The sequence below is a fragment of the Collimonas fungivorans genome (assembly GCF_001584145.1).
Classification (GTDB): domain Bacteria; phylum Pseudomonadota; class Gammaproteobacteria; order Burkholderiales; family Burkholderiaceae_D; genus Collimonas; species Collimonas fungivorans.
Map to the genome: position 1 here is coordinate 1,236,299 of NZ_CP013232.1, position 24,959 is coordinate 1,261,257.

At 59.6% G+C, this 24,959-nt stretch carries 19 protein-coding genes, 1 tRNA gene and 1 pseudogene; 8 read left to right on the forward strand and 13 right to left on the reverse strand.

Annotated elements, in window-relative coordinates:
* Positions 1–28 precede the first annotated feature (28 nt).
* The 5 genes from CFter6_RS05335 to CFter6_RS05355 all read left to right on the forward strand — a co-directional run bounded on the left by CFter6_RS05335 (position 29) and on the right by CFter6_RS05355 (position 4,973).
* Complete coding sequence (locus CFter6_RS05335) at positions 29–364, forward strand: DUF4282 domain-containing protein (RefSeq protein WP_167351360.1); 336 nt, start codon at positions 29–31, stop codon at positions 362–364.
* Positions 365–375: 11 nt separating this feature from the next.
* Positions 376–1,743, forward strand: a complete 1,368-nt coding sequence (locus tag CFter6_RS05340) for a sigma 54-interacting transcriptional regulator (RefSeq protein ID WP_061542221.1) — start codon at positions 376–378, stop codon at positions 1,741–1,743.
* A gap of 150 nt (positions 1,744–1,893) precedes the next feature.
* A complete protein-coding gene (locus tag CFter6_RS05345; protein WP_061539045.1) occupies positions 1,894–2,586 on the forward strand; it encodes a DUF2968 domain-containing protein in 693 nt (230 codons plus the stop codon).
* A gap of 257 nt (positions 2,587–2,843) precedes the next feature.
* Positions 2,844–3,908, forward strand: coding sequence for an HAD family hydrolase (locus tag CFter6_RS05350; protein WP_061539046.1), 1,065 nt, complete (start codon positions 2,844–2,846; stop codon positions 3,906–3,908).
* An 18-nt stretch (positions 3,909–3,926) separates the two neighbouring features.
* The gene (locus tag CFter6_RS05355; protein ID WP_061539047.1) at positions 3,927–4,973 is read left to right on the forward strand and encodes a porin; all 1,047 of its coding nucleotides are present in this window, start codon (positions 3,927–3,929) and stop codon (positions 4,971–4,973) included.
* Positions 4,974–5,028: 55 nt separating this feature from the next.
* Here CFter6_RS05355 and CFter6_RS05360 read toward each other — a convergent pair.
* The 6 genes and pseudogenes from CFter6_RS05360 to CFter6_RS05385 form a co-directional block, all read right to left on the reverse strand.
* Positions 5,029–5,115: transfer RNA gene (locus CFter6_RS05360), tRNA-Leu, on the reverse strand.
* A 91-nt stretch (positions 5,116–5,206) separates the two neighbouring features.
* A complete protein-coding gene (locus tag CFter6_RS05365; protein ID WP_061539048.1) occupies positions 5,207–6,925 on the reverse strand; it encodes an ArnT family glycosyltransferase in 1,719 nt (572 codons plus the stop codon).
* A 233-nt stretch (positions 6,926–7,158) separates the two neighbouring features.
* Entirely contained in the window at positions 7,159–7,428 is a 270-nt protein-coding gene (locus tag CFter6_RS05370; protein ID WP_014004858.1) for a type B 50S ribosomal protein L31, read from the reverse strand.
* A gap of 231 nt (positions 7,429–7,659) precedes the next feature.
* A pseudogene (tcuC, locus tag CFter6_RS05375) lies at positions 7,660–8,951 on the reverse strand (tricarballylate/proton symporter TcuC).
* Between the two features lie 111 nt (positions 8,952–9,062).
* Positions 9,063–10,616, reverse strand: a complete 1,554-nt coding sequence (locus CFter6_RS05380) for an MFS transporter (RefSeq protein ID WP_082814613.1) — start codon at positions 10,614–10,616, stop codon at positions 9,063–9,065.
* Positions 10,617–10,626: 10 nt separating this feature from the next.
* Positions 10,627–11,367 (reverse strand): 3-oxoacyl-ACP reductase family protein, encoded by a 741-nt coding sequence (locus tag CFter6_RS05385; RefSeq protein WP_061539049.1) that lies wholly within the window; start codon positions 11,365–11,367, stop codon positions 10,627–10,629.
* 100 nt (positions 11,368–11,467) lie between these two features.
* On the opposite strand from CFter6_RS05385, the gene CFter6_RS05390 reads away from it, so the two are divergent.
* Positions 11,468–12,085 (forward strand): TetR/AcrR family transcriptional regulator, encoded by a 618-nt coding sequence (locus CFter6_RS05390; protein ID WP_061539050.1) that lies wholly within the window; start codon positions 11,468–11,470, stop codon positions 12,083–12,085.
* Between the two features lie 75 nt (positions 12,086–12,160).
* Here the strand turns inward: CFter6_RS05390 and rho are convergent, their stop codons facing one another.
* Complete coding sequence (gene rho, locus CFter6_RS05395; protein ID WP_014004861.1) at positions 12,161–13,423, reverse strand: transcription termination factor Rho; 1,263 nt, start codon at positions 13,421–13,423, stop codon at positions 12,161–12,163.
* A 104-nt stretch (positions 13,424–13,527) separates the two neighbouring features.
* Positions 13,528–13,854: a thioredoxin TrxA gene (gene trxA / locus CFter6_RS05400; RefSeq protein ID WP_061539051.1), complete on the reverse strand. Its 327-nt coding sequence runs from the start codon at positions 13,852–13,854 to the stop codon at positions 13,528–13,530.
* A gap of 324 nt (positions 13,855–14,178) precedes the next feature.
* Here trxA and CFter6_RS05405 point away from each other — a divergent pair, with 324 nt between their 5' ends.
* Both CFter6_RS05405 and CFter6_RS05410 read left to right on the forward strand, forming a co-directional pair.
* Positions 14,179–16,920 carry a PD-(D/E)XK nuclease family protein gene (locus CFter6_RS05405; RefSeq protein WP_061539052.1) on the forward strand — a complete coding sequence of 914 codons (2,742 nt, stop codon included), beginning with the start codon at positions 14,179–14,181 and terminating at the stop codon, positions 16,918–16,920.
* Complete coding sequence (locus tag CFter6_RS05410) at positions 16,917–20,249, forward strand: UvrD-helicase domain-containing protein (protein ID WP_150118644.1); 3,333 nt, start codon at positions 16,917–16,919, stop codon at positions 20,247–20,249. The genes CFter6_RS05405 and CFter6_RS05410 overlap by 4 nt, the downstream gene beginning before the upstream one ends.
* Before the next feature lie 66 nt (positions 20,250–20,315).
* Here the strand turns inward: CFter6_RS05410 and CFter6_RS05415 are convergent, their stop codons facing one another.
* The 5 genes from CFter6_RS05415 to CFter6_RS05435 all read right to left on the reverse strand — a co-directional run bounded on the left by CFter6_RS05415 (position 20,316) and on the right by CFter6_RS05435 (position 24,916).
* The gene (locus tag CFter6_RS05415; protein ID WP_061539054.1) at positions 20,316–21,059 is read right to left on the reverse strand and encodes an amino acid ABC transporter permease; all 744 of its coding nucleotides are present in this window, start codon (positions 21,057–21,059) and stop codon (positions 20,316–20,318) included.
* Between the two features lie 163 nt (positions 21,060–21,222).
* Positions 21,223–22,017, reverse strand: coding sequence for a basic amino acid ABC transporter substrate-binding protein (locus CFter6_RS05420; protein ID WP_061539055.1), 795 nt, complete (start codon positions 22,015–22,017; stop codon positions 21,223–21,225).
* 26 nt (positions 22,018–22,043) lie between these two features.
* Positions 22,044–22,835, reverse strand: a complete 792-nt coding sequence (locus tag CFter6_RS05425; RefSeq protein ID WP_061539056.1) for a basic amino acid ABC transporter substrate-binding protein — start codon at positions 22,833–22,835, stop codon at positions 22,044–22,046.
* 15 nt (positions 22,836–22,850) lie between these two features.
* The gene (locus CFter6_RS05430; RefSeq protein WP_061539057.1) at positions 22,851–23,642 is read right to left on the reverse strand and encodes a basic amino acid ABC transporter substrate-binding protein; all 792 of its coding nucleotides are present in this window, start codon (positions 23,640–23,642) and stop codon (positions 22,851–22,853) included.
* A gap of 197 nt (positions 23,643–23,839) precedes the next feature.
* Entirely contained in the window at positions 23,840–24,916 is a 1,077-nt protein-coding gene (locus CFter6_RS05435; RefSeq protein WP_061539058.1) for a substrate-binding domain-containing protein, read from the reverse strand.
* Positions 24,917–24,959: the final 43 nt, after the last annotated feature.

The following is a 24,959-nucleotide window of genomic DNA, read 5'->3' on the forward strand; positions in this document are numbered from 1 at the left end:
CTAGATGAATATACAAAATACATTCGATATGACGAACACCCATCAACGATTGGCAAAGCTGTCTTATTTTTTTGGATTTGAACGATTGATAGCACCGGTTCTGATCAAGCTGATTTATTGGATCGGCATTGTGGTGATCCTGATTGCCGGTGCGACCAGCTTGGTTAACACCGTAGATGGCATAGGAAGGATGCTGCTTACCTTGGCAGCCTTGCTGTTTTCCCTGCTGATCTGGCGCTTGTTCAGCGAGCTTCTGATCCTGGCATTTAATATTTACGAACGGCTGGTTGAAATCCGCGATTTGCTCGCAGCTAAGGGCACACCGGCGGCAACGATCCAACCAGCCTTGCGCGAAGGTGACTGAAAGAGTTGATCATGCAAAACAAACCTTTGCAAGAAAGTCTCGATATCTACGTATGGGAAGGCAAGTCCGATATTGCCGACCGGATTTCGCAATGCCTGGCGAGTTTCGATATCGAGGTGATCCGTGCCGACGGCATGGCGGTGACGCGCGACCAGGTAGCGTCGCGGCCGTCGCTGGCGGTGATTTCGGTGACGGTGATCGAGCAGGCCGAGTTTTCCGCCGACGCCTGGCAGAAATCGCACGGCATGCCGGTGATCTGGGTGGCCGAAGTGGGGCGTGCCGCCAATCCGCGTGTGTATCCGGTCGAGTACTCGCACATCCTGATGCTTGACTTTACCTGCGCCGAATTGCGCAAGCTGGTGTTCCGCCTGGCTTCCGAGCTGCATGCCAGCACCGGCGCCGATCGCGCGCCGCAGCCGCTGATTGCGCAGTCGGAGAGCATGCAGGCCTTGGTGGCCGAGGCTGAGGCCTTTGCCGATTGTGAGTCGAGCGTGCTGATCATCGGCGAGACCGGCGTCGGCAAGGAACGCATCGCCCAGCTCTTGCATCAGCGCCACGGCCGTTACCGCCATGGACCGTTTGTCGCCGTCAACTGCGGCGCCATTCCGGACGGCTTGTTCGAGTCGCTGTTTTTCGGCCATGCCAAAGGCGCGTTCACCGGCGCCTTGCTGGCGCACAAGGGCTATTTCGAGCAGGCCGACGGCGGCACCTTGTTTCTTGATGAAATCGGCGACTTGCCCTTGTACCAGCAGGTCAAGCTATTGCGCGTGCTGGAACAGAGCACCGTCACCCGGCTCGGTTCGCAAACCGAGGTCAAGCTGGATTTCCGGCTGGTGGCGGCGACCAACCGCAATCTGCGCGAACAGGTGCAGCAAGACATGTTTCGCGCCGACCTGTATTACCGGCTGGCGGTGATCGAACTGCGCGTGCCAAACCTGGAAGAGCGCGGCAGGGTCGACAAGATAGCGATTTTCAGCACCTTGCTGGCGCAGACCTACGAGCAGATCCCGCAACCGCCGGACTGGCTGCTGGAGCTGGTGGCTGCAGCCAAGTTTGCCGGCAACGTGCGCGAGCTGCGCAACGTGGCGGAGCGGGTCGGCATCATCTACCGCCAGCTGGGCGTCTGGGACCGTGTCCGCATCGACCGGGTATTCGACAAGCTGGGCACCATGGAACGGGTCAACGAAGGCAGCGACCTGACCGCGGTACGCAAGAAATGGGACCTGGCCGAGCGCAGCCGGATTCTCTCGGTGCTGGACGCCAACGGCTGGCGGCGCCAGGATACCGCGCATGCGCTGGGCATCAGCCGTAAAGTGCTGTGGGAAAAAATGCGCAAGTTCCAGATTGCGGATACGGAGGCGGTGGGCGAGGCTGAGTAATCACACAATAAGCACACGAATAGATGTGATAAATTGACAACGATAGTGGTTTAGGTAAAAACAATGCCCAGTAACAACAGGATTGCAGATAAAATTGCCGACATGCTGTCTAAGATCGACTAAATTAATGTTAGCGAAGGGAATCAGGGGATGAATGTAAATGTACGCAATGCAGTCCGCGCAGTGTGCGGTTTAGGACTGGGAATGCTCATTGCCGGTTTGTCGGTCAACGCCTTGGCGCAGCCGGCGCCCGCCAGTTCCGCGCCGACCGCCGTTTCTCCTACTCCGCCCACTGCCCCTCAGCCTGCGGCCAACAGCACCATCAGCGAATTGCAGCAATTGATGCAGAGCCAAAGCATCAGCGAGATGCGCACTACCTACAACGGCAATTACGGCGCCAGCCTGCTGTTCAAGCCGGAGAGCCGTACTTATTATGTCGCCCTGTTCCAGCAAAAGAATTTCTGGCGCGTCGTAAAAACCCAGTCGGATGGGCAAGCCGAGCAGATTTACAAGAGTTTTGTCGGCCAGACCGAAAAGCTGGCTGAGGTCGATATCCGCCGCATCAAGCTGGAAGCGGAGAAAAGCTACACCGAGCAGCTGATTGCAGCCCAGGAAACCCGCCTCAATGCCTTGCAGAACGATCTGGTGGTGCAACAGCAGCAAGAGCAGAACGTCAGCGTCCAGCAGGACCAGGCACGCCAGCAGGCACAGCTGCTGAGCAACAAGCAGCAAGCGGCGCGCAGCGAATTGCGTGGTTTGCAGAACCGTATCCGCACGCTGGAAGCCCAGCAGACCGTACTGGATAACGTCAATTACAGTGATCCCAAGAGCGGCAAGAAGTAACGCAGCCACAGCAGGGGGCTAGCGCCAGGCGGTTGCTTCTGGCGCCTGGCAGAAGACATGTCGGGATGCGCATATTGCGCATCCCGATTTTTTTTGTCCGGCGCCTCGCTCTTCTCCCATCAGGCGCACGGTTTTGTCGCGCGCTGCATATTTCACGTCGCCTGCCTACAATCCGCGCCAAATCATCAATCCCACAATGCCTTGCCGACTCCGGTACGTCTACGGACACGAATGCAGATCATTTGAGGGGGAATGGTATGGCGAACAACAAGGCAAGAACATGGTGGGCCGGGCTTATACTTTGCGCGGCGTCCTGCTGCGCTCAGGCGGAAATCGTACTGGATCACTGGCCCGCGGCGGCGGCTGAGAAACTCAAGACAGTCATTGCCGCTAACGCCAACCAGGGTGCGTTCGCCGTGTTCGATATGGACAACACCAGTTATCGTTACGACCTGGAAGAATCGCTGCTGCCTTTCATGGAAATGAAAGGCTTGTTAACCCGGAACAAGCTGCCGGCGTCGCTCAGGCTGATTCCATTCAAGGACACGCCACAGTTCAAGGAAAGCCTCTACAGCTACTACCAGCGCCTGTGCGAGATCGACGACCAGGTTTGCTATCCGTGGGTGGCGCAGGTGTTTGCCGGCTTCACATTGCGCGAGCTGAAGATGCAAGTCGACCAGCTGATGGCGTACGGCAAACCGATATCTGTTAGGTATTACGAAGGCGCCGGGATCAAATCCTCCGAGGTGAAAGCGCCCCAGCTGTTTACCGGCATGCGCGAGCTGTACCAGGCCTTGATGCAGAGCGGCATTGAAGTCTACGTGATAAGCGCCGCCAGCGAGGACCTGGCGCGCATGCTGCTGGCCGATCCCAAATACGGTTACAACGTCAAGCCGCAGAATGTGATCGGTGTCAGCATGCTGCTGAAGAATCGCAAGACGGCTGAAGTGACCACGGTGCGCAAGCTGGTGACCGAAGGAAAATACCGACCCGATGCGCTGCTCGATTACGAGCTGACTCCCGCCTTGTGGGCGCCGCTCACCTGGTTCCAGGGCAAGCCGGCGGCGATCAGCACCTATATCGATGAATGGAAACGTCCGATCCTGGTGGCCGGCGATACGCCGGTCAGCGACGGTCCGATGCTGTTTCACAAGACCGATGTCGAGAAGGGCGGGGTAAGGGTCTGGGTCAACCGCAAGGACAAATACATGCAGCAGCTGAACGGCATGCAGCAGCAGAATGCCGCGCGCCAGAAAGAGCTCGGTCTGCCGGTGACGGCTGACAAGAACTGGATCGTCGTCACCCCCGACGCCATTCAATAAGTCCATCCCGGAGACCACATGAAACTACGCTTCCTGTTAGGCGGCTGTGTTGCCGCCCTGGCCAGCCAGACAACCTGCGCCCAGTCGTCGGTCATCTTTTATGGCCGTATCGATACTGCCATCCGTTACAGCACCAACCAGAACATCGCCGGCGATAAATTGCTTGAACTGACTTCCGGCGGCGCCAGCGGCAGCCGCTGGGGCGTGAAGGGCAGCGAGGACCTGGGTGGCGGAATGAAGGCGGTCTTTACGCTGGAGAACGGCTTCGAGCCGGATACCGGCAAAGCCGCGCAAAGCGGTCGCCTGTTCGGCCGCCAGGCCTGGGTCGGCTTGTCGGGTAAGCTGGGAACGCTGACCGCCGGGCGCCATTACAGCCCGGTGTATAACGTCGAGTTTGCCAATGAGCCTTTCGGCTGGGCCAATGTCTATGAATCAGGCTTCATCTACGACAATTACACCGGCGGCAACCGTTGGGACAATTCGCTGTTTTACCAGTACAAGGTAGGGCCGGTGTCGGGTTCGCTGATGTACGGTTTCGGCGAACAGGCAGGCAGCAACCGCAACGGCAACAAGCTGGGCGGCAGCCTCGCTTATGAGTTCGGACAGGCCGCCGTCAGCGCCGCCTACCAGCAGACCCATGACGCCCAGGGCGTGGCCGATCACAAGGTATGGACCGCCGGCGGTTATTATCCGATCGGCGCGTTGAAACTGTTTCTCAGTTACCTGAACCACCGCAGCGACCTGACGCCGCAAAAGAACGATGTCTGGGCAACCGGCGCTTCCTATGCGGCGACGCCGGCGGTAGAGCTGTACGGGGGCTTCTATTACGATCGCCAGCGTGAGCAGGACGGCAGCAAACGTACCGTGGTGGGCATGTTCAACTACAAATTGTCGAAACGTACCAATGTCTACCTGCAGGCTGATTACAGCAAGGTCGATGCGGGTTATGCCAGTAATGTGTTTGACGTTTATGCGTTTCCAACGACCAAGGATGCCAGCGGCGCCGTGACCGATTTCATCAAGTCGCGTACAAGCATCATGGTGGGCGTACGCCACCAATTTTGACGATATTGTTGATGCAAAACAAAAAGGCCTCCATTTCTGGAAGCCTTATGTCTGTTGGTGCCGAGAGCCGGAATCGAACCGGCACGCTGTCTCCAGCGCGGGATTTTGAGTCCCGTGCGTCTACCTATTCCGCCATCTCGGCAACGCGTCCGCTATTATGACTGGTTTCTGCGGTCCGATCAATAGTTGCATCAATCAATTTTCCCTGCGGATGACCTGCTGCCGGGCAGGAGCTAGTTGCTGACCCGCTGGTACAGGCGGAACCGCTCATCGCGGTCCGACGGCCGGCGGCCGGTCCATAGCAGTTTCCAGTTGCCCTTGAACTCACGCCAGATCGCATCGTCCGACTTGACCGAGATATTGTCCTGGTACAGCAGGAAATCGCAATGCGGCTGGCCGTATTCGCCGAACGGGATGTCGCCGAAATAGGCGAACGATGCGCGCTGCGCCGGGCCGACGTTGGTATCCACGCATTGCTTGACGGCCGGCAGGTGTTCGTCGATCTGGGCGGCCACGCCAGCGTAGCTCTTGCTGTAGTTGATCCATGGCAGCCACAAGGTGGTGAGCAGCAGCCAGCACAGGATCACGCCGCCTGAAGACAGCACCACCGCGCGCCACAGCACCGCCGGCCGGCGCGACAAGCGCCAGTTCACCAGCAGGATCCAGAACACCGAACCGAGCAGGGCGATCGCCAGCGCGATCAGGTTGAATTCCGGTTTAAAGCCGGGCGCCAGCTTGTAGACATTCTTGGCGATCTGCGCCGGCCAGCCGCTTTCCTTGGCGATCCAGGCCAGCCAGATAAATGCCGCGCAAGCGGTCAGGGTCATCACCGAGAACCAGTCCACGGCATTGATGGCGCCGCGTTTCATGGTCGGCAAGCCGAACGCAGCCAGGATCACCAGCGGCGGCAGCAGCGGCAGCAGGATGCCTTCTTCCGGATGCGGATTGAGCAGCAGTATGATCGTCAGGCTGATAAAAAACGCCAGCGGCAAGGCGATATGCAAGGTCGAGCGCTGCTGGCGCCAGGCATACACTGCCCAGCCGGCGAACGGCCATGCCGGCCAGGCGAACCAGATGCCGTATTTAAGGTAATACGATAGTGCGGTCCAGGTCGGCCAGCTTAGCTGCTGCAGGTTGTAATTTTCCCAGGCGACCAGGCGGTTCAGCGCGCCCGGCAACAGCGCCCAGCTGGTGATCAGCCAGGCGGCTGCGACCAACAGGGCGACCGGCAAGGTCACTGCCAGCAAATCGCGGACGATGGCTTTTTCCCGTATCAGGGCCAGGCTCAGCAAACCGCACAGCAAGGCTAGCGGCAGCAGCCAGCCGCGGCTCAGGATCAGCAGGCCGAAGCTGAGGCCGAGCAGGGCTGCGCTGCGCAGGCTGCGTGCTTCGAACAGGCGCACTGCAACGTAGATTGAAAAAGCGACCAATGCGACCTGCAGGCTTTTGGCGGTAGGTTCGTGGCTCGGCAGCAGCAAGCCGAGGCAGCCGAGATAAATCAGGAAGGCGCCGTCGGCCAGGGTGCGGCCGAAATCCTGGGGTTCGGGCTGGCCGCCGAAAGCCAGGCGCAGCGGCTGTGCTTCGGTGCGGCGTCCCAGCAGGTAGGTGGCGTACCAGACCGACAGCGAGCCGACCAGGAAGAAGCCCACGGCCGGCAGGCGGCCTGCCAGCGGATCGCCCAGCAACCAGCCGAACAGCTTGATGAAAACGGCGCCGATCCAGTAAGTCAGAGGACTTTCGCCGGGCATCGGCAAGCCGACGATATTCGGCATCAGCCAGTCGGCGATGCTGCCGTGGGCCATGGTCCAGGCGATGCCGAAGCTGGAGGCGTCTTCATTTTTCCAGGGATCGCGACCGATCAGGCCGGGCAGTATGTATAGCAATCCCAGCGCCCACAGGCCCCAGCGTGGCAGTGCGCTGGTGGCGGAGGCGGGAAGGCGGACGGGCTTCATCACAATGGCGTCTGATCAATGTTGAATTGCTGGGTATTGTGCCGGATAGCGGGTTACTGCGCTATTACTGAGCGTAGTTTTTGTTCTTGATGATCTCAACAAGACATACACTTATTTACGATTTCTTGAAGAGTTAGCTGCAGCGCAGCAGACAGTGTCGATTTTTGCCTGGCTGCCTGTCTCGATAAACAAAAAAAGGCAGCCGCAGCTGCCTTTTTGAACAAGCGATCGAATTAAGTATTTGCGATCGAAGTCTTGGAACCGACAGCGCCGAATTTCTTGCGGAACTTGTCAACGCGGCCAGCGGTGTCGACGATTTTGTGTTGACCGGTGTAGAACGGATGCGATTCCGACGAAACTTCAATCTTCACCAAAGGATATTCTTTACCTTCGTGAGTGATGTTTTCGCGAGTCTGGATAGTCGAACGGGTGACGAACTTGAAATCGTTCGAAACGTCGTGGAACAGGACTTCGCGGTAATTTGGGTGAATGCCGTCTTTCATAATTGCCTCAATTGTGTGGTAGCCAATCAATCACTTCGTCGGTCGTCTTGCTTCTTGACCCGATTGTCGATCACTTGCCGGGGGTGGAAAACCGCAGATTATACAATAAATCCAGCAGCAGACTGGAAAAAATGAATGAAATCAGTGCCTTGGGGACAATTGGCGGCTATTCTGAAGTATTGTCTCTTTGGTATTTATCCTGGGCGAACATGGCATCCGCCCAAGGCGGCCTTAATTTTTGACAGCGGCAGGGGTCTGGTTGCCGTTTTTGCGATACAAATACAATGTTGCAAACAAGCCACATATCGCCGCGGCAGTCATCCACATGCCAGGCGCGCCCTTGTCACCGGTGTATTCGATCAGGCCGGTTGCAACTGCCGGGGTAAAGCCGCCGAAAATCGCGGTCGCCAGGCTGTAGGCCAGGGAAAAGCCGGCGGTGCGCACTTCAACCGGCATGACTTCGGTTAGCGCCACCACCATCGCGCCGTTGTAGCTGGCATACAGGAAAGACAGCCACAGCTCGACCATCAGCATCTTCTGGAAAGTCGGATCAGCCACCAGCCACGACAGGGCCGGGTAGGCGGTGAGGATGGTCAGGATGGTGAACACCAGCAGCAGCGGTTTGCGGCCGATGCGGTCGGACAGGGCGCCCATCACCGGCAGCCAGATGAAATTCGAAATGCCGACGCAGAAGGTCACCACCAGTGCGTCGATGGTAGTCAGCTTGAGCACGCTTTTGCCGAAAGTCGGTGTGTAGACGGTGATCAGGTAAAACGAAACAGTCGTCATCGACACCAGCATCATGCCGGCCACCACCAGGCCCAGTTGTCTACCATGGAGCGAAGGATCTCGCGTATGGCGGGTTTGTGCTTGCGCGCCATGAACTCTTCGGTTTCCTGCAGCGAGCGGCGGATCACGAACAGCACCGGCACGATCATGCAGCCGACAAAGAACGGGATGCGCCAGCCCCAGTCGGCGATTTGCGCCGGCTGCAGCCACACTTGCAGGCCGAAGCCGAGGGCCGCGGCGACGATGATCGCCACCTGCTGGCTGGCGGACTGCCAGCTGACGTAAAAGCCCTTGTTGCCCGGGGTTGCCATTTCAGACAGGTAAACCGAGACGCCGCCCAGTTCGACCCCAGCCGAGAATCCTTGCAGCAGGCGGCCGGTCAGCACCAGCAGTGGCGCCGCATAACCGATGCTGGCGTAGCCAGGCACGAAGGCGATCAGCATGGTGCCGAGCGCCATCAGCGCCAGGGTGGTGATCAGGCCCTTGCGGCGGCCGACCCGGTCGACATAGGCGCCGAGGATGATGGCGCCCAGGGGACGCATCAGGAAGCCTGCGCCGAAAGTCATGAAGGTCAGCATCAGCGACGCAAATTCGTCGCCGGCCGGGAAAAAGGTCTTGGAGATGTAGGTCGCGTAGAAGCCGAACAGGAAGAAATCGAACATCTCCATGAAGTTACCGCTGGTAACCCGCAGGACTGTGCCGAATTTCGATTGGCTGGATTGAGTGGTCGCCATGATGTGCCGTTGCGAAAAAGGAGGTTCGCAAGCATAGCATTTAGCGTGTTGCGACGCTCTTCCTTGCAAGTAAATTATAGTTCTCTCTGTGCAACATTTTGCTGCCCCGGTTCACAGTTCAGCCGCTTCACATGGCAACGTAACCTTGTGGCTAGCCGTTCTGGGCCGCAGCATGGCAAACGATATGAGCGCCGCCAGCAGCGTCAGGCCGGCCAGGACAAACAGCGTGGCATGGAAAGCATCGGCATATATCGTTGTCAGCAATGCATGGTCGGCATGCGCGGCCAGCGTTGCTGCATGGCTGAAATTGCCGGCTGCCATGTCGTTGGCGATGGCGGTAATGGCTGTATCGGCTATTGTGCCTTGCCGCTGCAGGCCCGATTGCATCAAGGCTATCAGCATGGCGCCGACCGCCGCCAGCGCAATCGCTTCGCCTGCCAGGCGCATGGTGGAGAAAATCCCGGTGGCCATGCCGGCGCGTTCTTTCGGCACCACGCTGATCGAAAGATCGTCCATCAAGCCCCAGGGCAGGCCGGTGCCGATGCCTATCAGCAGCATCGGCCAGATCACCGCTATCGACTGCTGCCCGACCGGCATCGTCGCCAGCCATGACAGGCCCAGTGCCGCGATCACCAGGCCCAGCGCCGACAGCAGCCCGGACGAAACATGGCGCGCCAGCATGCCGGCGACGAACGGCACGATGGCCATCGGCGCCGATAGCGGGATCATCATCAAGCCGGCCTGGATTTCGCTGTAACCCTCGACGCCGATGAAGCCGATCGGCAGCACGATCAGCAGCACCACGAAGCAGACCGCGGTCGCCAGCGGCAGCAGCTGCACGCCGACGAAGCGCGGATACAGGAACAGCGACAGATCCAGCATCGGCCGCTCCTGGCGCAATTCGATCCAGACGAACGCCATCAGCAAGGCTGCGGCGCTCAGCAGCAGCGCCAGCACCGGTGCGCTGGACCAGCCCGATTGCGGCGCCAGCGTGATGCCGAAGATCAGCAAGGATAACGCTGCGGTAAAACTCAAGGTACCCCACCAGTCGATGCCGCGCGCATGCGGATCGCGCGTTTCATGCATGCGCGGCAAGCCGAACACCAGCACCAGCATGCCTATCAGCGTACCGGTAAAAAAGATGGCGCGCCAGCCCAGCGCTTCGATCAGGAAACCGGACCAGATCGGGCCGAACGCCAACCCGACGCCGAAGGTCGTGCCCAGCAGGCTGAACGCCCGGGTGCGTGCCGGTCCCTCGAACTCCTGCGCCAGCGAGGCAGCGCCGCCGGCCATGGCGAGCGCCGCGGCAACGCCTTGGGCGCCGCGCAGCAAGTCGAGCAGCAACAGGCTGGGAGCCAACGCCGTCACCAGCGACAGCAGCGTGAACCCGATCACGCCGGCGCGGAAAATCCGTTTGCGTCCCAGCTGGTCGGCCAGCGCGCCGGCCGCCATCACGCAGCTGCCGAACGCCAGCACAAAGGCGTTCACCACCCAGGCCAGCGCCACCGGACTGCCGTGCAGGTCGCGCGCAATGGCCGGCATGGCGACGGCCGGTCCGGTAAAACTGAGCGGCATCATCAAGCCGGCCAGGCACACCGCAGCCAGGATGATTGTCTTGTTCCTGGCATCGCCGCCGCGCTGCGTTTCGCTGGTGATCGCTGACATGGCGCGCTCCTTAGATGTTGTAGCCGCCGTCTATGGTGAGCGCGGCGCCGGTGATGAAGCGGCTTTCCGCGCTGGCCAGGTAAGCAACCAGGCCGCCTATGTCCTCACCGCTGCCGTAGTGGCCAAGCGCCATCAGCGCGCGCAAGGAGTCGGCGCGTTCGCTGTCGGCCGGATTCATGTCGGTGTCTATCGGCCCGGGCTGGACCAGGTTGGCGGTGATGCCGCGCGGGCCGAGATCGCGGGCGATGCCTTTGGTCAGGCCGATCAGTGCCGACTTGCTCATTGCGTACAGGGTGCTGCCGGCGGCCGGCACGCGATCCGCATTGCAGCTGCCGATGGTGATGATGCGGCCGCCGCTTTCCATGTGCGGCGCGGCGGCCTGGGCGCCGGCGAACACTGCGCGCACATTGACTGCGATGATGCGGTCGAATTCTTCCAGGGTGAACTGGTCCAGCGGCTTCCAGTAGCCGATGCCGGCATTGCTCACCAGGATGTCGATGCGGCCCAGTTCCTGCACCGTGCGCTGCACCGCTGCCACGGTGGCATGCGGATCGGCGCTGTCGGCGGCCAGCGCCAGGCTGCGCCTGCCGCCGGCGCGGATATCGTTCGCCACGGTATTCGCCTTGTCGGCCGAATTGACATAGGTGATTGCAACATCCGCCCCTTCTTGCGCCAGCCGTTTCGCTATCGCCGCGCCGATTCCACGGCTTGCGCCGGTGACCAAGGCCACTTTTCCAGTCAGTTTTGACATCGTGTTTCCTATTTAAGTAATGATCGTTATATAATCGTGACTGACGGCGCTTGCTGCTGTCAAGTTATTTTTTAACGATTATTACAAAATTGGATGGCATATGGCTGAACGAGGACGCCCGCGCAGCTTTGACCGCGAAACGGCGCTGCGGCAGGCGATGGAAATATTCTGGGAGCGCGGCTATGAGGGCGCATCGCTGGCCGACCTGATGGCGGCCATGAAGATCAACGCCCCCAGCTTGTATGCGGCGTTCGGCGGCAAGGAAGCGCTGTTTCGTGAAGCGGTGGACTACTACCGCAACACCGAGGGCAGCGCCACCGGCAAAGCCTTGCGCGCGGGCCTGACTGCGCGTGCAGCGATAGAGGGCATGCTGATGGCGGCGGCTATCGTGCTGGCCCTGCCGGGCAAACCGACAGGCTGCCTGGTAGTGCTGGGCGCCACCAACTGCACGCCGTCGAATCGTCCGGTGGATATGTTCCTGCACAATTTGAGAGTGGACTCGGCGCAGGATATCCGCAAGCGCCTGCTGCAGGGCGTGGCCGATGGCGAATTGCCAATCGAAACCGAGGTCGAGCAGATGGCGGCTTATTTCACTACCGTGCTGCATGGCATGTCGCTGCAAGCGCGCGACGGCGCCACACAAGAAGCGTTGCAGGGCGTGGTGCGCACGGCGATGCTGATCTGGCCGGCATCGGCCAGGCGGCAGGCCGCGGCATGACGGCGCTGCCTGCCAGTAAATGAAAAAAGCCTGGTCCATTTGCATGGACCAGGCTTTTACGATTGCCGGTTTTGATCAGCCGCCGCGGCGCATCATGTCGAAGAACTCGGCGTTGTTCTTGGTCGACTTCATCTTGTCGAGGATGAACTCCATCGCTTCGATTTCATCCATGCTGTACAGCAGCTTGCGCAGCACCCAGATCTTTTGCAGCTGGTCAGGCTTGATCAGCAATTCTTCGCGGCGGGTGCCGGACTTGTTCAGGTTGATCGAAGGGTACACGCGCTTCTCGGCGAGGCGGCGTTCCAGGTGGACTTCCATGTTGCCGGTACCCTTGAATTCTTCGTAGATCACGTCATCCATGCGGCTGCCGGTTTCGATCAGGGCAGTGGCGATGATGGTCAGCGAACCGCCTTCTTCGATGTTGCGGGCGGCGCCGAAGAAACGCTTAGGACGTTGCAGCGCGTTGGCGTCGACACCGCCGGTCAGCACCTTGCCGGAGGCAGGGATCACGGTATTGTAGGCGCGCGCCAGGCGGGTGATCGAGTCCAGCAGGATCACAACGTCCTTTTTCATTTCAACCAGGCGCTTGGCTTTTTCCAGCACCATTTCGGCGACTTGCACGTGGCGCGTGGCCGGTTCGTCGAAAGTGGAGGCAACCACTTCGCCGCGCACCGAGCGCTGCATTTCGGTCACTTCTTCCGGACGTTCGTCGATCAGCAGGACGATCATCACGGTGTCGGGATGGTTGGTGGTGATTGCATGCGCGATGTGTTGCAGCATGACCGATTTACCGGACTTCGGCGACGCTACCAGCAGGCCGCGCTGGCCCTTGCCGATAGGCGCGATCATGTCGATGATGCGGCCGGTGATGTTTTCTTCGCCGCGCATGTCGCGTTCCAGCGGCAGCGGCTTGTTCGGATGCAGCGGCGTCAGGTTTTCAAACAGGATGCGGTGCTTGGAGGCTTCCGGCGATTCGCCGTTGACCTTGTCGACCTTGACCAGGGCGAAATAGCGCTCGCCGTCTTTCGGCGTGCGCACTTCACCTTCGATCGAATCGCCGGTGTGCAGGTTGAAGCGGCGGATTTGCGAAGGCGAAATATAAATGTCGTCGGTGGACGCCATGTAGCTGGCGTCGGGCGAGCGCAGGAAGCCAAAGCCGTCAGGCAGGACTTCGAGGGCGCCGTCGCCGAAAATCTGTTCTCCTGATTTCGCGCGCTTTTTCAGGATCGCGAACATCAGTTCTTGTTTGCGCAAACGCGCTGCGTTATCGATGTCGAGGCCGATTGCCATTTCTAGCAGGGCGGAGACATGTAACGCCTTTAATTCAGATAAATGCATAGGTATGAGTGTCCCGGGATGGGAAATATTGGGTGGGGGAGGGAACTGCGTGGTGTAGTTAGTAAAACACAAGTGGCGGTGCGGGCGCACCGCCACGGTTCTTATTATATATTCGAATCAATGAAAGAGGTCAACTGGCCCTTGGCCAGCGCGCCGACTTTTTGTGCAGCAGCGGCACCGTTCTTGAACAGTATCAGGGTCGGGATGCCGCGGATGCCGAACTTGGCAGGCACTGCCTGGTTGGAATCGACGTCAAGCTTGACGATTTGCAGCTTGTCGCCGTAATCCTTGGCGACTTCTTCCAGGATCGGGGCGATCATCTTGCAAGGACCGCACCACTCAGCCCAGAAATCTACCAGGACCGGTTTGTCGGATTTGAGTACGTCTGCTTCAAAAGTTGCATCGGAAGTATGTTTAATATGTTCGCTCATGGTTTCCTCAGTGTGAGGGAAAAAGAATCAATGTGTGCCAAGACGACTTACCATTCCTGCTTGGTGGCTGCCATCGGCGTTCCCTATTCTATTGAATAAGTGGGGATGCCGTGCGCGAATTCAAGTTTTTGTGGGTGCGGTAAGAGGTATTGCGGCGGGATATTCACTAAATCATAACCGATTTTATGAAAAAGTGTGGCTTATGTAATTGGTTATGTAATTATTTGAGGCTGGTTTTCCCGGGGGCTCGCATAAAATGACAGTTAATTGTTGCAAAAATGCGAGAGTTGCAATGCAGCTGTTCCCGCGCTTTCAGTGAGCTACATGCCATCAAAATCCATTCAAATCGTGCCTTCTGCCAACTTCTGGCCGGATGCTGCACGTGCTTTGCTGGCAGCCTGCCGCCAGGCCAGCGGCGACCAGGGGCAGCGTGATTTCGCCCAATGGCGCGTGATGCTGCCCACTTTTGCCCATGCCCAGCCGCTGAAAGCGGCCTTGAGCGCGGAGCTGGGCGGGACTTTCGTGCCGCCGCAATTCTTCACCCTGTCCGGCTGGCTGGCGACCTTGCCGCCGCTGCCCAATGTGCTGCCCGCCAGCGAGCGGCTGATGCGCTTGTATGCCGAACTGCGCCAGCACGGCTGGCTGAAAAAATTATTTACGGCGCGCCGCAATACCGATCTGCTGCCGCTGGCGCAGACATTGTTAGCGTTATCAGACGAACTGACGCAAGCTTTGCTCCCTGCTTTGCACGCCGATGCGGCAAACGATCCGGAGCAGCGCTGGCAACATGCGCTGGAACAGCTGTCGCCGGATGCACGCAAGCTGCTGTCGGATGAAACGCAGCTGGTGTGGTCGATCTGGAAAAGCCAGCTGGACGCCGACGATGCGATCGCCACGCGTTTCACGCAAATGCTGCAGGTCGCGGAAAACGCCAGCCAGCCCATGGCCTGGATCAGTTCGGTAGCGCCGGAACCGCTGGAGCAGGCTTTTCTCGACGCCTACGCCAGGCGCCAGCAAGTGCTGACCATCACTCTCGACTGGCGCGCGCCAGCACTGCTGCCGACCTATACCCAGGCATGGCCGGAAATGGTTGAGACGGTGGCAGATGAAGAAAACGCCGTGGAAGCGATCGGCAGTCAAGCATTGCCGGCCGAGTTGGCGTTGTGCGCAGCGCGCAGTGTCGAAGACGAAGCGGTGCAAGGCGCACAAATGGTGATCGACTGGCTGCAGCAGGGCAAGGCCAGCCTGGCAATCGTGGCGCAGGATCGTGTCGTGGCGCGCCGCATCCGTGCGTTGCTGGAACGGGCGCAGATCCATGTGGCCGACGAAACCGGCTGGAAGTTGTCCACTACGCGCGCCGCATCCGCGATTTCAGCCTGGTTCGATGTTGTCACGGCACGCGGTGAAACCACTGCCTTGCTGGATTTTCTGAAATCGCCGTTTGTCCTGAATGAAGCGTCCAGCGGCCTGCTGCACGATGCGCAGGATAGCGTCGCCAACAAGTCGGCGTTGGTGATGAAGATAGAGTTGCTGCTGCGGCGCGCCAACGTGCTCGGCGAGTGGCGCGCGGTGATCAATGCCTTGACCGCAGCGCCGGCGGAACAAAAGGCGGTGGCTTTGCTGGCGCAGCAAGCCGCGTTGTTCAGCGGCCGCAAGAATCTGCGCGACTGGATAGCTACTACCACGGTAACGCTCGATGCCTTGGGCATCTCAGCGGCGCTCAGCGCGGATTCGGCCGGCCAGCAGATCTTGCAGCTGCTGCAGAATATTACTCCGCCAGGGAACGAGTTTGCGGCTCTGTTCTCCTTTCCCGAATGGCGCGCGCTGGTCAACCTGCAGCTCGACGACACCAGTTTCATCAGCGCCATCAATGACCGCCGGGTGGTGATGCTGCCGCTGAACGGCGCTCGCCTGCGTACCTTCGACGCCGTGCTGGTGGTGGGCGCCGACGCCGATCACCTGCCGTCGCAGCCGCAGGAGACGCTGTTTTTTGCCAATACCGTGCGGCGCGAGCTGGGCCTGGCGACACGCGAAAGCCGGCAGCGCCAGCAATTGCGCGACGTGGTCGAGCTGCTGGCGATGAATCCGCAAGTGGTGTTGTCGTGGCAGGCGCACAAGGACGGTGAACCGAATCCGGTCAGCCCCTGGATCCAGCGCCTGCAGCTGACCTTGGCGCGCGCCATTCCTGCCGCGCCGGCGCTGCCTGAACGGCGGGCGGCGATTGCGTCGCAAAGCTTGCTGGCCACGCCTGCAACCATGCCGGCGCCGGCAGCGCCGCAGTTGACGCCGAGTCGCCTGACGGCCAGCGCCTACAACAGCTTTATCGCCTGTCCGTATCAATTTTTCGCCAGGCGCATGCTCGGCCTGGCATCGCTGGACGAGCTGTCCGACTTGCCGGAAAAACGCGACTACGGCGGCTGGCTGCATGAAATCCTGGAGACTTACCACGAAACCCTGCGCGACCAGCCATGCCCGCTGGACCAGCGCGAATCCTTGCTGGTCGATATCTCAAAAAAACTGTTCGACAGCGTCATCGCCAAAAACGCAGCAGCCCTGGGTTATTACTCGCGCTGGCAAAAAGTCATTTCGGCCTATGTCGCCTGGGCCAATGAGCACGAAGCGCAAGGCTGGTCTTTCGTATTTGGCGAGCAGGCCTATGAAAAACCGATGGCGCTGCCGGACCGCGAACTGATGCTGCACGGCCGGATTGACCGGGTCGACGAGAACGACGCCGGCGAGCGTGCGGTGCTGGATTACAAGACCAACAACCTGGTCGTGCTGAATAAAAAACTGAAAGACCATGAAGATCATCAGCTGGCGTTCTACGGTTTGCTGTCGGACCGGCCGGTTGCGGCGGCGCACTACGTCGCCCTGGAAACCACCAAAGACAAGGTCGGCGACGTCAGCGCTCCCGACTACGACGAAGCACAGCGCGCCTTGGCCGCGCAGATTTCGGTCAATGTGCAAGCGATTGCGCGCGGCGTCGGCTTGCCTGCCAACGGCGTGGCATCGGTTTGCCAGTATTGCGACGTGCGCGGTTTGTGTCGCAAGGGAGCATGGGAATGATAGAAGCCGAAAGTATACGCACTGAGACCGGGCCGCCGAGCGCCTATCGGATGAACGGCGCAATAGTCGCGGCCCAGGACTTCACCAATGCCGCCTGCGATCCGCAGCATTCGGTAGTGGTGGAAGCCTGCGCCGGCAGCGGCAAGACCTGGCTGCTGGTGGCGCGCATGCTGCGGCTGCTGCTGGCCGGCGCCGCGCCGTCGGAACTGCTGGCGATCACCTTTACCCGCAAGGCCGCGCAGGAAATGCGCGAGCGTCTGCTGGAGCTGCTGCACGACCTGGCTTTGCAGCCGGACGCCAAGGTGCGCCAGCTGCTGCTGGAACGCGGCATCGCGCAGCAGGACCTGGCGCAAGTGCTGCCTGCGGCGCGCGATCTGTATGAGCGCGTGCTGGCTAGTCCGCAAAGCCTGTCGATCGATACTTTCCATAGCTGGTTCGCGCGCTTGCTGCAAATCGCGCCGCTGGCGTCGGGCGTGCCGCATGGTTATGCCTTGACCGAGAAAACCGGTGAATTGCTGGCCGACGCTTACCTGCGTTTCATGCAGTCGCTGAACGACGAGGAAAACGGCCAGGTCAGGCAGGACCTGCTGGCGCTGTACCAGCTGGCGGGCGATTTCAGCACCAGGAAATTGCTGAACGCGTTCATCGATAAACGTGCCGAATGGTGGGCCGTGGTCCAGCAGGGCGTGGATGCGCCGCTGCAGTGGCTGCGCGAGCTGTGCGGCGAAGATGCTGAAATCGATGCGCGCCTGTCATTATGGGGCGACGAAAAACTCCTGTCGCAGGTCAAGCAGATTGCCTGGCTGCTGGGGCAGGGTTCTGCCACCAACCAGAAACGCGCTACCGCGATTGAAATGGCGCTGACGGCGGGCGCCGCGGTAGTGAATTTCGACGCCTTGTGCCATCAGTTCTTTGACGATGCAGGAAAACCGCGCAGCAATCTCAAATCCAAGGACTTGCTGAAAGCGCTGGAAAACAGCTTGGGCGGTAACGCCCCTGATGCTTTTGACGCGCAATTCGACGCCACCGGCGACGCCCTCAAGCTATTACGCAAACGCAGCTACGAGCGCACCGTGCTCAGCCTGAACCAGCACCTGTTCAGCGTCGGCAACGCCTACCTGGAATGCTACCAGGCGCTGAAGGCGGAACAGCGGGTGTTCGATTTCGCCGACCTCGAATGGCAGGCCTACCGCTTGCTGACCAATCCGGAAAGCGCGGCTTACCTGCAAAGCCGGCTCGATACACGCTACAAACATATCCTGCTGGATGAGTTCCAGGACACCAATCCTCTGCAATGGAGCATCGTGCATGCCTGGCTGAGCGCCTACGGTGAAGACGCCGGCCAGCCCAGCGTGTTTGTGGTTGGCGATCCGAAACAGTCGATTTACCGTTTCCGGCGCGCCGAGCCAAGGGTGTTCGAGGCTGCGCGCACGCTGCTGCAGCAACAGGGGGCGACGGTATTGCAAGCCAACCAGACCCGGCGCAACGCCACAGCGATCGTGGATGTGCTGAACGCCAGTTTCTACGCCAATCCCTTGTTTTCGGCGCAAACCACGCTGGGCGAAGTCGGCGGCCAGGTCTGGCGTTTACCCTTGATCCGGCAAGCGGACGATGAGGCGGAAGAGCCGCTGCCAGGTTTGCGCAATCCGCTCATAACCGCGCGCGAAGAATCGGAAGACGCGCGCCGCCGCGACGAGGGTAAGCAGCTGGCGCAAGCTCTGTGGCGCGCCAGGCAAGAACTGACGGTGCGCCAGGAACACGGCGATCGCAGGTTGCGCTGGTCGGACGTAATGCTGCTGGTGAAAAAACGCAGTCATCTGGGTGCTTATGAAAGCGCGCTGCGCGCAGCCGGCATACCGTTCATGTCGGACAAGCGCGGCGGCTTGCTGGAATCGCTGGAAATTTCCGACCTGGTCGCCTTGTTGACTTTCCTGATCACGCCGGACGATGCGCGCGCGCTCGGCCATGTGCTGAAATCGCCGATCTTCGGCGCCAGCGACGACAACTTGATCGCCCTGGCGCAACGCGGCGAACGCGGCTGGTGGGCACGCCTGCGGGCTGCTTCGGCAAGTCCGGACGCGGCGCCGGCGCTGCAGCGCGCCACCGCCTTGCTGGAACAATGGCTGCAGGCGGCGCCGCGTTTGCCGGTGCACGATCTGCTCGACGTGATTTTGCACCAGGGCCAATTGCTGGCGCGATATGCGCAGGCGGCTTCGCCTTTATCGCGCAGCCAGGCCATAGGCAATATCGAAGCCTTCGTCGAGCTGGCGCTGAACATGGACGCCGGCCGTTATCCCAGTTTGCCGAAATTCATCGATGCCTTGCGCGGCTTGCAAAACGCCGCCGGCGGCGATGCGCCCGACGAAGCCAGCATCGATGCCGCCACCGATGCGGTGCGCATCCTGACGGTGCACAGCGCCAAGGGGCTGGAAGCGCCGGTAGTGGTGCTGCTGGACGCCAATCACAGCAAACCGGCAAGAGATGACTACGGTATCCTGTGCGACTGGCCGCAGGATGCGGAGGCGCCGCTGCATTTTTCCGCGTTCGGCAGCAGCGCTGAGCGTGGCGCTGCGCGCGACCCGCTGTTTGCCGCGGAAGAGGGCTTCAAGACGCAGGAAGACTGGAACTTGCTGTACGTCGCCACCACCCGCGCCAAGCAGTTGCTGATAGTGAGCGGCGTCGTCGGCATAAGCGGCGGCGTGACGAAAGACAGCTGGTATGCGCGGCTGGAACATGTGCCTGAGTTCAGCTTAGATTCCAGTTCCGACGCCGTCGCGGAACACGCCTCGGCTACCGCCAGCGCACAAAGATTCGAGCAGGAAATATTTGATCCACCGCAAATGCCGCCCGCCGAGCCGGTCATCGCCGCCACATTCGACAGCGAGGCAATCGCCGAGGGCATCGCTTTGCACGGCTTGCTGGAAAGAGTCACCCAGCATGGACATTGGCCGGTGGTGCTGCCGGACGCGGCGACGATTGCACGCTGGCTGCCGTGCCCGCCGGCACTGGCAAAGCAGGTGCGGCGGCAAGCCCAGACCATCCTGGAACAAGCCGAGCTGGAGCATTTCTTCAATCCGGCCATGCACCTGCATGCGCGCAATGAAATGGAAATCATCGCCGACAATGTCGTGCTACGTTTCGACCGTGTGGTGGTCTTCGAGGAAGAGGTATGGATCCTGGACTACAAGCGCAATCTGCTCGACAGCGAGCGCGCGGCGTACACGGCACAGTTGCGCAGCTACCGGCAGGCGGCGCAGGCGGTGTTCGGTGGCAGGCGTTTGCGTACTGCTTTGCTGACTGTCGACGGACGTTTGTCGGAAGTCGACTAACCATTAAAAAACCCTTATTTTCATTGAGAAAATAAGGGTTTTTCGTGGGTGGCTGCCAGCTTGCAGTCAACGATGGTGTGGCGCCGCGTATTTCCGTTCCAGCCGACCGACCAGCGTCGCCAGTATCATGGTCATGGCGAAATAGACCACGGAAATCGTGATGTACGGTTCCCAGTAACGCGAGTAGGCGCCGGCAACAGTCCTCGCCGCATAAGCCAGCTCGGCCAGGCCGATGGCCGATACCAGCGACGAATCCTTGAGCAGGGTGATGGCTTCATTGCCGAGCGGCGGCAGCATGCGGCGGAATGCTTGCGGCAGCACCACGTAGCGCATGGTCAGCTTGTAGCCCATGCCGAGGCTGGATGCCGCATAAGACTGGCCGCGGTCGATAGACTGGATGCCGGCCCGGAAAATCTCTGAAATGTAAGCGCCGGCATTCAGCGACAGGGCGACGATGCCGGAAATGAATGCGCCATAGTCTTGCTTGATGGTGCGCGCCAGGTCGCCGGAGATCAGCAGGCCGTTGTCCTGGTGGATCAGCACGGGCATTACCGCAAAGTGGATCAGCAGGATTTGCACGAACAGCGGGGTGCCGCGGAAGAAGGCGACATAGAAGCTGGCCAGCCCTTTCAACAGGCGGAACGGCCATTTCCATGGACCGTGCTTGACCTCGGCCAGACGCAGCATGCCGAGCAACAGACCGAGGATGGTGCCGATGATGATACTGATCACGGCGACCTGGACCGTCATGAAGAAGCCCTTGACGAATAGCGGCGCGTAGCCTTGTATGATGCTCCAGCGAAAATCCATAAGTGTTATTGAGAAGAAACGGTGCGACGGGCTGAGAGGACGCGTAACCTGGCTGGTTGCTGATCCGGGCTAAACATGAAGATAATAAAAAATTAGCGCAAAATTATACCGTAGTTGCCGCAGACCGCCAAAAACAGCCGGTCTGCGGGCGGGCTACAGCTAATTACTTACCGTTGCCGAAGTACTTTTCATTGATTTTTGCGAAACTGCCGTCTGCCTTGACATCAGCCAGGCCCTGGTTGATCTTGGTCAGCAGCTCGGTATTGCCTTTGCGAACCGCAATGCCATAGTACTCTTTCGGAAAGCCTGCATCGGTCACGACGCGGAAGCTGGCCGACGGATTGTTGGTAATGTAATTCCTGACCACAGGATCGTCCGCCACCACGGCATCGACGCCGCCGCTTTCCAGTTCTTTCAGGGCCAGCGTGGTGGAATCGAAGCGCTTGATGCTGGGATTGTTCTTGCCCACCAGGTTTTGCACCACTTCGTCGCCGGTAGTGGCGCTTTGCACGCCGATCTTCATGGTCTTCAGGTCATTAAACTGTTTCACTGAGGTATTGCCTTGCGGGACGGCGATCAGCTGGCTGGCTTCGAAATAAGGCTCGGAAAAATCGACCGTCTGCTTGCGCTCGTCGGTAATCGTGATGGCGGAAATCAGCAGGTCGCGGTCGCCCTGCGCCAGGAAGTTGAAGATGCCTTCGAACGGGGTCGGGATGAATTTCACTTCGATGCCGATTTTGGCTGCGATCGCCTTCATCAGGTCGATATCGAAGCCGACCACTTCCTTTTTTTCGTTCTCGGCGGAAAACGGCGCGTAAGCCGATTCAACGCCGACCACGTACAGGCTTTGCTTGGCCGCTGCCGCCGGCGTTTCTTCCTTTTTACCGCAGGCGCCCACTGCCAGCAGGCTCATGCTGAGAGCGCACAGCGGCAGGTAGCGGCTTAACATTTTTTTCATGGTGTTCTCGTAAAAATAAGTCGGATTTATAACTTCTCGTCGGCGAAATATTTCTTGTAGATCCGGTCCTGCGTGCCGTCGGCCTTGATCTGTTCCAGGCCATGGTTGAGCTTGGCCAGCAGTTCGGCGTTGCCCTTCTTGACCGCGATTCCGTAGTATTCCTTGGGGAAAGTTGGATCGTTGACGATGCGGAAGCTCTTGCCCGGATTGTTCTTGACGAAATTGGTGACCACGCCGTTGTCGCCGATCACGGCGTCGACGCCGCCGCCTTCCAGTTCCTGGAACGCCAGCGGCATCGATTCGAAGCGTTTGACGTTGGGGCTGTTCTTGCCGACCAGGTTCTGTGCCGCTTCATCCGCGGTAGTGGCGCTCTGGACGCCGATCTTCAATGCTTTCAGGTCTTCGAACTTGGCTACTTTCGAGCTCGACGGCAGCACGATCAGCTGCTTCGCCACGAAATAAGGCTCGGAGAAATCCATGCTCTGGCGGCGCTGGTCGTTGATCGTGATGGTGGAAATCAGGATATCGCGGTCGCCCTGGGCCAGGGCGTTGAACAGGCCGTCGAACGGCGTGTTGACGATCCTGATCTTGAGGCCGGCCTTGTCGGCCACGGCTTTCATGATGTCGATATCGAAGCCGACCAGTTCCTTTTGTTCATTCTCGGAAGCGAAAGGCGCATAAGCGCCGTCGGCGCCGACCACGTATTCGTTATTGGCGGCGGTCGCCGCCGGGTTGCTGTCCTTTTTTCCGCAGCCGGCCAGGACGGCAAGCGAACACAGCAGTGTCAAGGCAAGGGCCGGCAGATATCGTTGTTTCATGTTTTTTCCCGGCGGTTATTTAGCAGAGTCGGTGGCAGAGTCGGCAAAATACTTGGCGTAGATCTTGTCGTAAGTGCCGTCGGCCTTGATTGCCGCCAGCCCTTTGTTGACCTTGGCCAGCAGCTCGGTGTTGCCCTTCTTGACCGCAATGCCGTAATACTCTTTGGAGAAGGCAGGGTCGGAAATCAGGCGGAAACCTTCGGACGGATTGTTCTTGATGTAGTTCTTGACCACGCCGTTGTCGGATACCACGGCTTCAACGCCGCCGCCTTCCAGCTCCTTCATGACCAAGGTCGCCGATTCCAGGCGCTTGATGTTGGGATTGTTCTTGCCCAGTTCCTTTTGCACGATCTCGTCGCCGGTGGTAGCGCTTTGCACGCCCACTTTCATGTTCTTGAGGTCGGCGAATTTGGCGACCTTGGAATTTTTCGGCACCACGATCAGCTGGTTGGCTTCGAAGTAGGGTTCGGAGAAATCGACAGTCTGCTTGCGTTCGTCGGTAATCGTGATGGCCGAGGCCAGCAGGTCGCGGTCGCCCTGCGCCAGGAAATTGAAGATGCCTTCAAACGGCGTGTTGACGAACTTGATCTTGAAACCGCCCTTGTCGGCGATGGCATTCATGACGTCGACATCAAAGCCGACGATTTCCTTTTGTTCATTCTGGTATTCGAACGGCGCAAAAGTCGCTTCGGCGCCGACCAGGTATTCGGTCGGCGCAGGCGCCGCCGCCGTTTTCGGTTCCTGCTTGCCGCAAGCCGCCAGCGACAGAGCGAGTACGCACAGGCCCAGGTTGAAAATGCGATTCATTGAGTAGCTCCTGTAAGGTCGGTAGAGTGTTTAGCCACGAAATTGGCATATTAACAATATTGCCTGGAATAAGCCGCTATTTTAGATTCATCTATGCAAATAACAATGATTTATATAGATAGATTGCAGATAAGGGCACCCTAGCCGGCCAGGTGCGGCCGGCTAGGGTGGACTTCGCCGAATTCCATGACGGAGCGTTATTGCAGGCTCTCGAATGCTTCCGACAGCGACAGTATCTCGCCGGTGGCGCTGCCGTCGTAGCCGTTGAGCTGGTTGACTATGTCGCGGAACGAGGCTGATTGCAGGATGGCGATGACCTGCTGCATCAGCGGGTCTTTCATGGTTGCGCTGGAGACGGCGAAGAAATAGCGTTCGCGCACCAGCGGGATGAAATCCAGGCCGAAACGGTGGGCGGCGGTCTGTACGCCGAAACCGACATCGGCCATGCCGCTGGCGATAAAGGCGGCAATCGCCGAGTGCGTGAATTCGGCGGTTTCGAAACCTTCGATGGCGGTCGGCGACAGTGCTTGCCGGGACAGCATCAGCTCCAGCAGCATGCGGGTGCCGGAACCGGTCTGGCGATTGACGAACAACACGCCCTCGCGGCTCAGGTCGGGCAGGCCGGCAATGTTTTTCGGATTGCCGGGCGCCACCATCAAGCCCTGGTTGCGCACCGCCAGGTGGATCAGGCAGTGCTTGTCTTTATTCAACCAATGACTATAGCTGGCCACCGACGCATCTTCAAACTCTCCCAAAGGCACGTGAAAACCGGCCAGGTCGCATTCTTGCCGCGCCAGCGCCGCCACCGCATCGGCGCTGTTGCGATAGCGCAGTTCTACCGGCAAGCGGCGTTCATTCAGCTGGTTCAGCAGCGCGGCGACGGCAAAACCGTGGCTGGCGTTGAGGCGGATCACCTGCGGCTGGCCGCTCACCGTCTTGCTCAGCTCGCCTTCCAGTTCGGAGGCCAGGGTTTCCAGCGTCGGCGACAAACGCGCGGCGATGCGGCGGTCGGCCCAGATCAGCTTTTCCGCCAGCGGCAGCAAGCGGCTGCCGCGCCCGCGGCCGGTGCTGATCAGCGGATGGCCGAACATCCGCTCGGCGTCGCGCAGCAAGCCCCAGGCATGGCGGTAGGAATTGCCTGTCTGTTTGGCGGCATTGGCGATGGAACCGGTCTCCTGGATGGCGGTAAGCAGGGCCAGCAGTACGGCAGTATCCAGAGGCGGCTCGGTGTCGCGCGAGATTTCCCAGTGCGGCTTGATTTTGACTTTATACATTATGCAAAATATAGCCTATTGAGTGCCTTGGCTGCCAGTGATA